Below are 12,453 nucleotides of genomic sequence, written 5' to 3'. Positions count from 1 at the left end.
ATGGGGGCAAGGGAAGGGCAATGTCCCGCAATCCTGGCGATGGTTCGCCCCCACCCCGGCCCTCCCCCGCACGCGGGGGAGGGAGCGAAGCTCGCGCATGCCAGCGTTGCCGGGCGTTCGCATCGTGGCAGCGGCAGCTCGCAGGGTCATTTCCGCGGCGCTTCCACCTTGGCCAGCAGCGCGCCGAGCACGTCGCCGGCGCTCTGGCCCTCGATCTGCAGTTCCGGCGCCAGGGTGATGCGGTGGCGCAGCGCAGGACGAGCGATTTCGCGCACGTCGTCCGGAGTGACGAAGTCGCGCCCGTCCAGCACCGCCTGCGCGCGCGCCGCGCGCACCAGCGCGATGCTGCCGCGCGGGCCGGCGCCCAGCGAGATGCCCGGCCACTGCCGGGTCGCCGCGGCGATCCGCACGGCGTAGTCGATGACCTGTTCGTCGACCGCCACGGCGGCGGTGCCGCGCTGCATCGCCACCAGCTCGCCGGCGCCGAGCACGCGCCGCACCCGCGACAGGTCGAAATCGCCGGCGGTGCGGCCGGTGGTGATCGCGTCGACCATGCGCTTCTCGTCCTCCAGCGCCGGATAGCCGATCAGCACCTTCAGCAGGAAGCGATCCAGCTGCGCTTCCGGCAGCGGATAGGTGCCTTCCTGCTCGACCGGGTTCTGCGTGGCCAGCGCCATGAACGGCGGATCCAGGGCGAACGGCTTGCCCTCGATGGTGACCTGCCCTTCCTGCATCACCTCCAGCAGCGCCGACTGGGTCTTGGCCGGCGCGCGGTTGATCTCGTCGGCCAGCAGCAGGTGGGTGAAGATCGGGCCGCGGCGGATCTTGAAGCTCTCGGCCTTGGGATCGTAGACCGCGTGGCCGCTGACGTCGCTGGGCATCAGGTCGGGGGTGAACTGCACGCGCGCGTAGGTCAGTTCCAGCGCCTGCGCCAGCGCGCGCACCAGCAGCGTCTTGCCCAGCCCCGGCACGCCCTCGATCAGCACGTGGCCGCCGGCCAGCAGCGCGATCAGGATCTGGTCGAGCACCTCGGGCTGGCCGATGAAGGCCTTGCGGACTTCCTCGCGCACGGCGGCGACGCGTTCGGCGAGCGCGTCGCCGGTCAGGGGGGCGGCGGACAGGTCGGTCATAGTCGGTTTCTCAGTTGAATCAAGATGGAAATGCGATCGCGGAAGGCGACCCGGTCGTGCGCGGCCGGCGTCTGCAGGGCGCGGCGCACGCCGTCGGCCGGCACGCCCAGGCGCGCGGCGATGGCTTCGATCTGCGCCCCGCCGGCCAGCGCGGCGGCCAGCGGATCGCGGCGGCGCAGCCGCGCCAGGAACGCCTGCCGCACCGCCGCGTGCAGCAGCGCGCCGCGGCGGTAGCGGAACAGGTGCTCGCCGGAGGCGCGCACGTGTTCCAGCAGCGAGCGGCGCTCGGCCGCCGGCGACGGCAGCAGCGGGCCGAAGCGCTGCATCCGCGCCCACAGCCAGGCCAGCAGCGCCAGCAGCAGCGGCAGCCACACCGGCCAGCCTTCGCCCAGGACCCGCTGCAGCAGCGACGGCATCCGCGCCGCGTAGACCAGGTGGATCGTCCCGCGCCCGTAGTTGGGCGCCAGCGCCTGCCGCGCCAGCGCCTGGTGCGGCACGTCGCGCAGGCCGCCCTCCGGCGGCCGGGTCGGATCGGCGATCAGTGCGAAGCGGCCGTGCGGCTTCTCGTTGACCAGGAAGTCGAAGTCGGCCAGCACGTCGACGCGGCCCTGTCCATGCACCAGACGCGCATGGACGTGGCCATCGCGCAGGTTGCCCCAGATCAACTCCGGCTCCACGTCGCGCAGGCGGAAGCGCTGGCCGTCGCAGAACTCGACGTGGTGTTCCTGCCCTTCGACCTGGAAGTCCTCGCAGGTCGCGCTGTCGGGCATCGTTTCGACGCCGAGCCGCAGCAGCAGTTCGGGAGGCGGCGCCGCATCCCGGCCGCGGCGCGGCGGCGGCGTGCGCACCAGCAGGTGCCCGCCGCGCTCGACCCAGGCCAGCAGCCGCTCGATCTCGTGCGGGCGCAGCGCGCCGGGATCCTGGAAGATCAGCAGGGTGTCGGCGGGCGCCAGCGCCTGCGCGTCCAGGTCCAGCCGCTGCCGCGAGACCGCCTCCACGCCGTCCACGCGCAGCGCCTGCCGCAGCGCGTACAGCGGGTTGTAGCCGGCCTCGCCGCGCGCCGGCAGGTACAGCGTCTGCTCGACGCGCTCGTGGTTGCGCAGGAACCAGAACACCGCGATCGCCGCCATGATCGCCAGCGCCGCGACGATCAGGCCGATGCGCAGGCGGCGGCCGGCCGCGCTCATGCGCTTGCCCAGCGGTGGTGCAGCCGCAATTGCTCCAGCAGCGCCTCGAACTCGTCGTCGGCCGGCAACCGCTGCGCGTACGCCGCGTACTGCCAGGTGCGCACCGTGCGCGCGAACAGTTCGCGCGCGTCGGCGTCGGGCAGGCGGCGCGAGGCGCGCAGGCATTCGGCCTCGGTCGCGCCCGGTGGCAGCATCGCGTCCAGGCGCTCGCCGAGGGCCTCGACGCTGGCGCGATACAGCAGCGCCAGCGCATCCCGCGGCCGGCCCTCGCGCCACAGCCGGTGCGCGGTCGCGGCGATGTCGTCGGGCAGCGCCTCCGGCGGCTCCACCGCGTGCCGGAAGATCTCCGACGGCGCACCGTCGGCAACCCGGCCGCCACCACGCATCCACGGCAGCCACCAGCGCATCGTCGCCAGCAGCAGCGCCACCAGCAGGCCGGCCAGCAGCCACAGGCCCCATTCGCCGAGGAAGGCGACGATGCCGGTGAGCCTGTGCACCCATTCGGGTGGTTCGACGTCATCCTGCTCGTTGCCATCGGCCTTGCGCGCCTGCCACACCGTGCGGCTGCGCTTCTCGCCCAGCAGCGGATCCTCATAGGCGCGGCGCACGGCCTGGCGGAAGCCGCCATCGTCCACGCGCTGGTCGCCGAACACGATCGGCAGCGTCGGCGGCGTGCCGCGTGGCTGTGGCGGCGGCGTCGATGCCGATGGCGGCGCCTGCGCGCGTTCCTGTGCCTGCGCGAAACCCGTGGGCATTCCCGCCGCCAGTGCCAGCAATACCCCCAGCGCGGTGGTCGAGGACAGCAGGCGGCGGCGCAACCGGCGGAACGCGATCTCCACGTCCCAGGCCTCGATCCCGGTGCGCCGGTTGAGGTAGAGACCGAAGCCTGCGCCGACGTAGAAGGGTTCGATCACGCTGACCGCCAGCCAGGCCAAGGCGTTGTAGCCCACCTGCGTCCACAATGGCGGCTGCTCGCTGATCAGCGACCACGCCGCGCGTGCGGTCTCCGACAGCATTTCCAGCGGCACGAACAGGAACACCGCCATCACGCAGGCCAGCAGCAGCACGATTTCGAAATGCAGGCACACCAGCGTCAGCAGCGCCGCATTGCCGTAGATCGCCCCGCCCAGCACGCCTCGCCGTTCGCGCCGCAGCGCCGCATCGCCGCCCTCGAGCAGGTCGATCGGCAGGTACAGCGCGCGCACCGGCCCGAAACGGCGCCAGCCCAGGTAGCCGCGCATCGCCGCCCAGCCCCATTGCCGCTGCGCGCGCAGCGTCTCGCGCACCGTCGGCGTGGCGCCGAACACCGCGCGCGAGATCACGAACAGCGGGATGCGATCGAACAGCGGCTTGAGCCACCACATCAGCAGCAGCGCCAGCCAGACGCGGCCCAGCGCGACGGCGGCCAGGTTGGCCAGCGCGAACGCCGGCAGCGTCGCCAGCCACCACGACTTCCAGATCGTGCCGGCGTGACGGCGCACCAGCGCCATGCCCAGTTCCATCGCCTCCCACGACGAACGCGCGCGCAGTTGCACGGTCAGCAGGTCAAGCCGCATCGCCGCCGCCCTCGCCTGCGCCACCGCGCCCGCCGCGCCACAGCCAGCCCAGCACCAGCGTCCACAGCACCGCCGACACGCCGTACTTGATCGAAGCCGGGATCGACTGGGTGGACGACCAGAACGCCTCGATGAACGCGGCGATCAGCAGCATCACCGCCGCGCCCAGGCAGATCCGCGCGCCCTTGCGCCCGGCCACCACCAGCGCATCGGCGCGCCTGTGCCGCCCCGGCGCGATCAGGTTCAGGCCCAGCCGCAGCCCGGCGCCGCCGCACAGCACGATCGCGGTCAGCTCGAACGGCGCATGACCGGCGACGAAGCGCCACAGCGGATCGCCGTGGCCGATCTGCTGCAGGTGGCCGAACACCGCGCCTATGGTCACGCCGTTGAAGATCAGCACCAGGATCGCGCCGACCCCGGCCAGCAGGCCGCTGGCGAAGGTGCGCAGGCCGATGCTGATGTTGTTCATGATGTAGTGGCCGAACATCTGCCAGTCACTGCCGCTCTCGCGGCCGAGCGCGTGGCGCGGGTCGGCCGGGTCGTACATGCGCTCCAGCGCGGCGACCTGCGCCGGATCCATCAGCCCGTGGATCAGCTCCGGGCGGAACTGCAGCAGCACGAACATGCCCACCAGCGGCAGCGCGAACAGCGCCAGCGCCGCCGCCATGCAGCCCGGTTCGCTGCGCACCAGCCGCGGGAAATCGGCCAGCAGGAACTCCAGCGCGCGCCGCCAGCGCGGCGCCTGGGTGCGGTAGAGCAGGTTGTGGCCCTGCTGCATCAACTGCTGCAGGTGTCCGGTCAACGCCGGGCTGTAGCCGCGCCGGCGCGCCAGCGCCAGCTGCTGGCACAGCCGCCGGTAGCGCGCGGGAACCTCCTCGTCGGCCAGCGCGCCGGCGTTGCGCTGGCCGCGCGCCCGGCGCGCATCGCCGCGCGACTGCAGCCAGTATTCGAAGGCCTGCCATTCGGCCTGGTGGCGGGCGACGAACTGCTCCTGCCTCATCGCCGCCCCAGCAGCCAGTTGGCCATGCCGTACAGGCGCAGCACGCCGGGCTGTCCCTGCGCCTGGGTCAGCGGCGCGGCGATGTCGGCCAGCTCGGCCTGCCGCGCCGCCGTCAGCAGCGGCGCGCGCTCGCCGAAGGCCACGATCGCGGCCTGCTCGTCCGGCTGCAACGGCAGCGGCGGCGCGTACACCGCGTTGATCGGCGCCGGCCGGTGCTCGATGCGCGGCGGCACGTGCACGACCAGGGTGCCGGCGACCATGTCGCCCAGCCGCCGCCCGTGCGGATCGGCCAGGCCGGCGACCAGGCCGGCCGCATAGCCGAACGGCAGCATGTCCACCGTGCGCAGCAGGTTGCGGATTACCGCCGCCAGCCAGCCGACCGGCGCGCCGTCGGCGGCGACCACGCGCAGGCCCAGCGCCTTCTTGCCGATGGTCTGGCCGTTCCAGAACGCCTCCAGCACGATCGGATAGCCCCAGTACAGGAGGAACAGGAAGATCAGGTAGATGCCCTGTCCCATCCGCCCCAGCAGCCCCAGCACCATGCCGAGCAGGAACAACAGGGTCAGCCGCACCGCCAGGTCGATCGCCCAGGCCACCGCGCGCGGCGCCGGGCCGGCGGCGGGCAGGTGCAGGGCCACGCCCTCGGGCGTGATCACTTCGCGGTAGGTGTCCAGGCGCGCCGGTTCAACGGCCATCGCCGCGCGTCCCGGATTGCTGCGGTGGTGCGATCCGGCGTCCCGTCCGGACCCTTGCTGTGCGCGGCAGGCGCATTCCCGTCCCCGTTCCCTGTCCTGCCGGACTTTATCCGGCAACGCCGCGCTTGCCCAGCCTGCCGCGGCCGGCCCCGCCCGCAGCCTAGGCCGTTTCCGCTTGCCCCAGATAGCGGTCCTTCAAGCGCACGTAGTGCTGCGCCGAATAGTGCAGGCTCTCGATTTCACGATCGCTCAGCGTGCGCGCCGGCCGCGCCGGGTTGCCCAGCCACAGTTCGCCCTCGCCGACGATCTTGCCCGGGCCGACCACCGCGCCGGCGCCGACGAAACCGTGCCGTTTGATCACCGCGCCGTCGAGGATGCGCGCGCCCATGCCGATCAGGCAGGCGTCCTCGATGGTGCAGGCGTGCACGATCGCGCCGTGGCCGATGGTCACGTCCGCGCCGATCAGGGTCGGATGGCCGGCCTGGTTGTACGGGCTGTGGTGGCTGACGTGGACGATGGTGCCGTCCTGCAGGTTGCTGCGCGCGCCGATGCGGATGAAGTTGACGTCGCCGCGGACGATGGTGCCGGGCCACAGGGACGCGTCCTCGGCCAGTTCGACGTCGCCGATGACGATGGCGGCCGGGTCCACGTACACGCGCGGGCCGAGCACCGGAAAGCGGTCGAGATAGGGACGCAGGTTGCTCATCCGGGCGATTGTAGCCGCGCCGGGCACGCCGGCCGCACTACACTGCGGCGCATGGACAGCCACGACACCCCGCTCTGCGACCTGCTCCCCACCCTGCAGCGCCTGCGCACGGCCTGGCAGGCCGGCAAGCCCGATGCCGCGCAGCGGCGCGCGGACCTGCTGCGCCTGCGCGAGGCGCTCAAGCGCCGGCTGCCGGAGATGGCCGACGCCATCGCCGCCGATTTCGGCCACCGCTCGCGCCATGAAACGCTGATCGCCGATGGCATGGCGGTGCTGGCCGAGATCGACCACCTGCGCCGCCACCTGCGCGGCTGGATGAAGCCGCGCCGCGTCGGCGCCGGCTGGCGCCTGTGGCCGGCGCGCGCCGAGCTGCGCGCCGAGCCGGTCGGCGTGGTCGGCGTGATCGCGCCGTGGAACTACCCGGTCAACCTGGCGCTGATTCCCCTGGCCACCGCCATCGCCGCCGGCAACCACGTCTACCTCAAGCCGTCCGAGCACACCCCGCGCACCAGCGCGTTCCTGCGCGACCTGCTGGCCGCGGCGTTTCCCCCGGACCGGGTGGCGGTGGCGCTGGGCGGCGCGGAGGTGGGCGCGGCGTTCTCCGCGCTGCCGCTGGACCACCTGGTGTTCACCGGCTCGACCGCGCTCGGCCGCAAGGTGATGGCCGCCGCCGCGCCCAACCTGACCCCGCTGACGCTGGAGCTGGGCGGCAAGTCGCCGGCGATCGTCTGCGACGACTATCCGATCGAGCAGGCGGCCGCGCGGCTGGCGACCGGCAAGTGGTTCAACGGCGGCCAGACCTGCATCGCGCCGGACTACGTGCTGGTGATCGGCGAGGGCCGCCGCGACGCGCTGGTGCAGGCGCTGCGCGCGCAGGTGGCCGCGCGCTACGGCGGCCCCGATGCGGCGGACGACTACACCCGCATCATCAACGACGGCCAGTTCGCGCGCCTGCAGGGCTACCTGGACGATGCGCGCGCGCGCGGGCAGGAGGTGATCGCGCTGGGTGCGGATCACGATCCCGCGCAGCGGCGGTTCGCGCCGACGCTGGTACTGGAACCGGGCGATGACGCGAAGCTGATGCAGGAGGAGATCTTCGGCCCGATCCTGCCGATCCGCACGCTGGCGTCGCTGGACGAGGCCATCGCCTTCGTCGCCGCGCGCGAGCGGCCGCTGGCGCTGTATCCCTTCAGCCACGAGCGCGGCGCAATCGAGCGCATCCTGCGCGGCACGCTCGCCGGCGGCGTCACCGTCAACGACACCCTGCTGCACTTCGCCGCCAGCGGGCTGCCGTTTGGCGGCGTCGGCGCCAGCGGCATGGGCGCCTACCACGGCCGCGCCGGCTTCGACGCGATGAGCAAGCAACTGCCGATCCTGTGGCAATCGCGCCGCGCCGGCAGCGACCTGCTCCGGCCGCCGTACGCGAAGGTGGCGAGGTTCATCGACTTCCTCGTCCGCTAGGCTTGCAGCCCCGTAATGACTCCCGCCTCTCTGCCTTGCCCATGAAAATCGCCAGCTGGAACGTCAACTCGCTCAACGTGCGCCTGCCGCACCTGCAACAGTGGCTGCAGGCGGCCGCGCCGGACATCGTCGGCCTCCAGGAGACCAAGCTGGAGGATCACCGCTTCCCCGACGCCGCGCTGGCCGCGCTGGGCTACCGCAGCGTTTTCGCCGGGCAGAAGACCTACAACGGCGTGGCGATCCTCTCGCGCGATCCGGCGATGGAGGTGCAGGTCGGCATCCCCGGCTTCGAGGACGATCAGAAGCGCGTGATCGCCGCCACCGTCGCCGGGCTGCGCATCGTCAACCTGTACGTGGTCAACGGCCAGGACGTGGGCACCGAGAAGTACGGCTACAAGCTGCGCTGGCTGGAGGCGGTGCGCGAATGGCTGCGCGACGAGCTGCAGCGGCACCCGAAGCTGGTGGTGCTGGGCGACTTCAACATCGCCCCGGATGAGCGCGACGTGCACGATCCCGTCATCTGGAACGAGGCGCACATCCTGACCTCGGCCGCCGAGCGCGAGGCGCTGCGCGCGCTGTACGCGCTGGGCCTGCACGACGCCTACCGCCTGCACCACGCCGACGGCGGCGTGTTCAGCTGGTGGGACTACCGCGCCGCCGGTTTCCGCCGCGACCTCGGCCTGCGCATCGACCTGACCCTGGTGTCCGACGCGCTGCGCGAGGCGGCGGTGGAAGCCGGCATCGACCGCGAGCCGCGTACCTGGGATCGCCCCAGCGACCACGCGCCGGCGTGGGTGCGGCTGGCGTGCGCCTGACAGGAAGAAGGCCCGGCGCTGGCCGGGCCTTCGGATCCGCCACGCCCGCGCCCCCTGCGGGGAACGCTTGCCGCGGCGCCGCCTTCAGCGCGCGCGGCCGCGCGTGAACAGGTTGACGATCAGCAGCAGGATGACCGCGCCCAGCAGCGAATACAGGAAGGTGGTCAGGGTGATGGCCTGGTTGATGCCGCCGCCGAACAGCCAGCCGGCGAGCATCGCGCCGACGATGCCGACCACGATGTTGAGGATGATGCCCTGCTGGGCGTCGCGCTTCATGATGAGGCTGGCCAGCCAGCCGACGATGCCACCGACGATCAGCCAGATGATGATGCCCATTGCCGTCTCTCCTTTCACAAGGCACCGGGATTCGGTGCGCCGCCGCCATTCAAGCCGGATGGCCGTGAAGCATCCGTGTAACGCCGCGCGCGCAAGGCCGGCGTCGCACGGCCGGGGAGCGGTGCGGGCATGAGCCGGGACCGCGGCGACCACTGGCGCTTCGACGGCATCGACGTGTGGCGGCGCGACTATCGCCCCGGCACGCGCGGCGAGCCGCAGGCGCGGCAGGTGCTGGCGCAAGCGCTGGGTGTCGCCGACCCGCAGGCGCTGCCGATCCGCCGCGAGGCGCGCGGGCGGCCGTGGCTGGACGCTCCGCTGGCGCACCTGGACACCGGCTGGAGCCACAGCGGCGACCAGCTGCTGGTCGCCCTCGGCGACGCGCGCCGGGTGGGCGTGGACCTGGAGCGGCTGCGCCCGCGCCCGCGCGCGCTGCTGCTGGCCGAGCGCTTCTACCATCCGCAGGAACTGCGCTGGCTGCTGGGCCTGCCGCCGGAGCAGCAGGAGGCGGCGTTCGTGCGGCTGTGGTGCGCCAAGGAGGCGGTGCTGAAGGCGCACGGCCACGGCCTGTCGTTCGGGCTGGAGCGCTTCTGGGTCGGCGAGCAGGACGGCCAGCTGCGGGTGCTGGAAAGCCACCGCGACCTCGGCCCGGCCGAGCAATGGCGCCTGCGCGAGTGGCAGCCGCTGCCGGGCTACCGCGCCGCGCTGGCCTGGCATCCGCGCATGCCCTGACGACGGCGGCCATGCGGCCGCGTACGCAGCGCCGCACGCTGGGCGATACTGTGGCCGATGAACGACTCCGATCCTTCCGTCGCCGTGCCCGCCCAGGCCCAGGCCGACCTGTACGCCGGGCTGGCCGACCTGGGCCTGGACGCCGCCGCGCTGGCGCCGCCGCTGCTGGCCTACCTGGCCCTGCTGCTGCGCTGGAACCGCACCTACAATCTCACCGCCATCCGCGACCCGCGGCAGATGGTCACCCGCCACCTGCTCGACTCGCTGGCCATGCATCCCTTCGTCGGCGAGGGCCGGCTGGCCGACCTGGGCACCGGCCCCGGCCTGCCCGGCATCCCGCTGGCGATCGCCCATCCGCGCCTGCAGGTCACCCTGGTGGAGAGCAACGGCAAGAAGGCGCGCTTCCTGCGCGAGGCCGTGCGCACGCTGCGCCTGGGCAACGCCCGCGTGGCCGAGATCCGCGCCGAGGCGCTGGACGCCCCGGGCGCCTACGACCTGCTGACCGCGCGCGCGCTGGACACCCTGGCCGGCATCCTGGCGGTGGGCGCCCACCTGCTGGCGCCCGGCGGCCGCCTGCTGGCGATGAAGGGCGTGCGCCCGGACGACGAGATCGCCGCCCTGCCCGCCGGCTGGGCCGCCACCGCCGTCCATCCGCTGTCCGTGCCGGGTCTGGACGGCGAGCGCCACCTGGTCGAGGTGGGCCGGACGGCGTGAAACCCGCATAATCCCCGGTCCGCCCTTCCCACCCACCCACGAGGCATCCCCCCGCATGGCCCGCATCATCGCGATCGCCAACCAGAAAGGCGGCGTCGGCAAGACCACCACCGCCGTCAACCTGGCCGCCGCGCTGGCGCGCGCCCCGCAGCGGGTGCTGCTGGTGGACCTGGACGCGCAGGGCAACGCGACGATGGGCAGCGGCGTGGACAAGCGCGAGCTGGCCGCCTCCAGCTGCGACGTGCTGTTGCAGGAAGCCTCGGCGAAGGAGGCCATCGTCACCGCGCCGGAAGGCTTCGACCTGCTGCCGGGCAACATCGACCTGACCGCCGCCGAGATCCAGCTGATGGACAGCGAGGGCCGCGAGCAGCGCCTGAAGGCCGCGCTGGAACCGCTGCGCGGCGACTACGACTTCATCATCATCGACTGCCCGCCGGCGCTGTCGCTGCTCACCCTCAACGCGCTGACCGCCGCCGACTCGGTGCTGGTGCCGATGCAGTGCGAGTACTACGCGCTGGAGGGCCTGAGCGCGCTGATGGAAACCATCGAGGCGCTGCGCGGCCGGCTCAACCCCACCCTGGAGATCGAGGGCGTGCTGCGCACGATGTTCGACATCCGCAACAACCTGGCCAACGCGGTGTCGGCCGAGCTGACCACGCACTTCGGCGACAAGGTGTTCCGCACCATCGTGCCGCGCAACGTGCGCGTGGCCGAGGCGCCCAGCCACGGCCAGAGCATCGTCGGCTACGACCGCGCCTCGCGCGGCGGCGTGGCCTACCTGGGCCTGGCCGGCGAGATCCTGCGCCGCCAGGCCGACCGCAACAAGATGCAGAAGAAACTGGAGCACGCCTGATGAGCGCCCCGAAGAAGCGCGGCCTCGGCCGCGGCCTGGAAGCCCTGCTCGGCCCGAAGGCGGCCGAGGCTCCGCCGGGCGAGGCGCAGCCGGGCGAGGCGCTGCGCACGCTGCCGGTGGCGCAGTTGCAGCCGGGCAAGTACCAGCCGCGCACGCAGATGGATCCGGCCAAGCTCGACGAGCTGGCCGAGTCGATCAAGGCGCAGGGCGTGATCCAGCCGATCGTGGTGCGCGAGCTGGCGCCGGGCCAGTTCGAGATCGTCGCCGGCGAGCGCCGCTGGCGCGCCAGCCAGCGCGCCGGGCTGGCCGAGGTGCCGGTGGTGGTGCGCGAACTGGACGATCGCACCGTCATCGCGATGGCGCTGATCGAGAACATCCAGCGCGAGGATCTGAACCCGCTGGAAGAGGCGCAGTCGCTGCAGCGGCTGATCAGCGAGTTCTCGCTGACCCACGCCGAGGCCGCCGAGGCGGTCGGCCGCTCGCGCGCGGCGGTGTCCAACCTGCTGCGCCTGCTGGAACTGCCGCCGGCGATCCGCGCGCTGCTGGAGGCGCGCCGGCTGGAGATGGGCCACGCCCGCGCGCTGCTGACGCTCTCGCCCGAGCTGGCCAGCAAGCTGGCCGCCGAGGCCGCCGAGCAGGGCTGGTCGGTGCGCGAGGTCGAGCACCGCGCCCAGCAGTTCGCCGCCGGCAAGGTGCCGGTCAGCGGCCGCAAGGCCAGGCCGGGCAAGGCCGCGCCGCAGCCGGACATCGCCTCGCTGGAGACCGAGCTGTCCGAGAGCCTGGGCACCCGGGTCACCATCGCCCACGGCCGCGGCGGCAAGGGCAAGCTGGTCATCGCCTACACCGACCTGGACACCCTGGACGGCGTGCTGGAGCGGTTGCGCAGGCATTGAGCGCGGCGCTTCGTCCGCAACGCGCCCCTCCCGGCGCTTTTCGCGGCGTGCTTCAATCCCGGATTCGTCGAACTTCCCGATGGAGGGAATCATGGCCAACTGCAGCTGCGGAGAATCCGTCCGTGACGCCATTTCCATGTCGATCGGCCACGAACGGCTGAAGAGTTGCCCGGAATGCTCGGGACAGGCCGGACGCCACGTGTTCTATCCCGAGAGCCACTTCGGCATGCGCGAGATGGGTGACGGCAGGCGCATCGTCCAGTCGTGGTGCCCCGATTGCCGCTCGCGGCATCCCTCGACCGCGCAGCCCGCCTACACCTGTCCCTGAAGCGCGCATCCTCAGGGCGCCGCATCGCAGGATTGGCCAGTCCGGCTCCG

The 12,453-nt window shown here is 72.6% G+C and carries 14 protein-coding genes; 7 read left to right on the top strand and 7 right to left on the bottom strand.

All coding sequences use genetic code 11. From position 1 onward, the window contains the following. Positions 1 to 146: 146 nt before the first annotated feature. The 6 genes from AAG688_RS02300 to AAG688_RS02275 form a co-directional block, all read right to left on the bottom strand. Entirely contained in the window at positions 147 to 1,130 is a 984-nt protein-coding gene (locus tag AAG688_RS02300) for an AAA family ATPase (protein ID WP_411833757.1), read from the bottom strand. Continuing rightward, the gene (locus AAG688_RS02295) at positions 1,127 to 2,317 is read right to left on the bottom strand and encodes a DUF4350 domain-containing protein (RefSeq protein WP_411833756.1); all 1,191 of its coding nucleotides are present in this window, start codon (positions 2,315 to 2,317) and stop codon (positions 1,127 to 1,129) included. Before AAG688_RS02295 ends, AAG688_RS02300 begins: the two co-directional genes overlap by 4 nt. Continuing rightward, positions 2,314 to 3,873: a DUF4129 domain-containing protein gene (locus AAG688_RS02290; protein WP_411833755.1), complete on the bottom strand. Its 1,560-nt coding sequence runs from the start codon at positions 3,871 to 3,873 to the stop codon at positions 2,314 to 2,316. Before AAG688_RS02290 ends, AAG688_RS02295 begins: the two co-directional genes overlap by 4 nt. Beyond that, a complete protein-coding gene (locus AAG688_RS02285; RefSeq protein ID WP_411833754.1) occupies positions 3,863 to 4,873 on the bottom strand; it encodes a stage II sporulation protein M in 1,011 nt (336 codons plus the stop codon). Before AAG688_RS02285 ends, AAG688_RS02290 begins: the two co-directional genes overlap by 11 nt. After that, the gene (locus AAG688_RS02280; RefSeq protein ID WP_411833753.1) at positions 4,870 to 5,568 is read right to left on the bottom strand and encodes an RDD family protein; all 699 of its coding nucleotides are present in this window, start codon (positions 5,566 to 5,568) and stop codon (positions 4,870 to 4,872) included. Before AAG688_RS02280 ends, AAG688_RS02285 begins: the two co-directional genes overlap by 4 nt. 160 nt (positions 5,569 to 5,728) lie before the next feature. Then, complete coding sequence (locus AAG688_RS02275) at positions 5,729 to 6,274, bottom strand: gamma carbonic anhydrase family protein (protein WP_411833752.1); 546 nt, start codon at positions 6,272 to 6,274, stop codon at positions 5,729 to 5,731. Positions 6,275 to 6,325: 51 nt separating this feature from the next. On the opposite strand from AAG688_RS02275, the gene AAG688_RS02270 reads away from it, so the two are divergent. Next, the gene (locus AAG688_RS02270) at positions 6,326 to 7,735 is read left to right on the top strand and encodes a coniferyl aldehyde dehydrogenase (RefSeq protein WP_411833751.1); all 1,410 of its coding nucleotides are present in this window, start codon (positions 6,326 to 6,328) and stop codon (positions 7,733 to 7,735) included. Positions 7,736 to 7,776: 41 nt separating this feature from the next. Beyond that, positions 7,777 to 8,550: an exodeoxyribonuclease III gene (gene xth, locus AAG688_RS02265; protein WP_411833750.1), complete on the top strand. Its 774-nt coding sequence runs from the start codon at positions 7,777 to 7,779 to the stop codon at positions 8,548 to 8,550. Between the two features lie 84 nt (positions 8,551 to 8,634). Here the strand turns inward: xth and AAG688_RS02260 are convergent, their stop codons facing one another. Beyond that, positions 8,635 to 8,886, bottom strand: a complete 252-nt coding sequence (locus tag AAG688_RS02260; protein ID WP_411833749.1) for a GlsB/YeaQ/YmgE family stress response membrane protein — start codon at positions 8,884 to 8,886, stop codon at positions 8,635 to 8,637. Between the two features lie 129 nt (positions 8,887 to 9,015). On the opposite strand from AAG688_RS02260, the gene AAG688_RS02255 reads away from it, so the two are divergent. The 5 genes from AAG688_RS02255 to AAG688_RS02235 all read left to right on the top strand — a co-directional run bounded on the left by AAG688_RS02255 (position 9,016) and on the right by AAG688_RS02235 (position 12,403). After that, positions 9,016 to 9,615, top strand: a complete 600-nt coding sequence (locus tag AAG688_RS02255) for a 4'-phosphopantetheinyl transferase family protein (RefSeq protein WP_411833748.1) — start codon at positions 9,016 to 9,018, stop codon at positions 9,613 to 9,615. Positions 9,616 to 9,672: 57 nt separating this feature from the next. Further along, a complete protein-coding gene (rsmG, locus tag AAG688_RS02250) occupies positions 9,673 to 10,329 on the top strand; it encodes a 16S rRNA (guanine(527)-N(7))-methyltransferase RsmG (RefSeq protein ID WP_411833747.1) in 657 nt (218 codons plus the stop codon). 55 nt (positions 10,330 to 10,384) lie between these two features. Then, positions 10,385 to 11,182 carry a ParA family protein gene (locus tag AAG688_RS02245; protein ID WP_411833746.1) on the top strand — a complete coding sequence of 266 codons (798 nt, stop codon included), beginning with the start codon at positions 10,385 to 10,387 and terminating at the stop codon, positions 11,180 to 11,182. Further along, on the top strand, positions 11,182 to 12,075 hold the full coding sequence (locus AAG688_RS02240) for a ParB/RepB/Spo0J family partition protein (protein WP_411833745.1): 894 nt from the start codon (positions 11,182 to 11,184) through the stop codon (positions 12,073 to 12,075). Before AAG688_RS02245 ends, AAG688_RS02240 begins: the two co-directional genes overlap by 1 nt. Before the next feature lie 136 nt (positions 12,076 to 12,211). Next, positions 12,212 to 12,403 (top strand): hypothetical protein, encoded by a 192-nt coding sequence (locus AAG688_RS02235; RefSeq protein WP_411833744.1) that lies wholly within the window; start codon positions 12,212 to 12,214, stop codon positions 12,401 to 12,403. Positions 12,404 to 12,453 lie beyond the last annotated feature (50 nt).

This window comes from Pseudoxanthomonas mexicana (assembly GCF_046736355.1).
Lineage (GTDB): Bacteria > Pseudomonadota > Gammaproteobacteria > Xanthomonadales > Xanthomonadaceae > Pseudoxanthomonas_A > Pseudoxanthomonas_A mexicana_B.
Note: the sequence above shows the minus strand (reverse complement) of the source record. Positions and strands in the feature narration are given on the sequence as shown.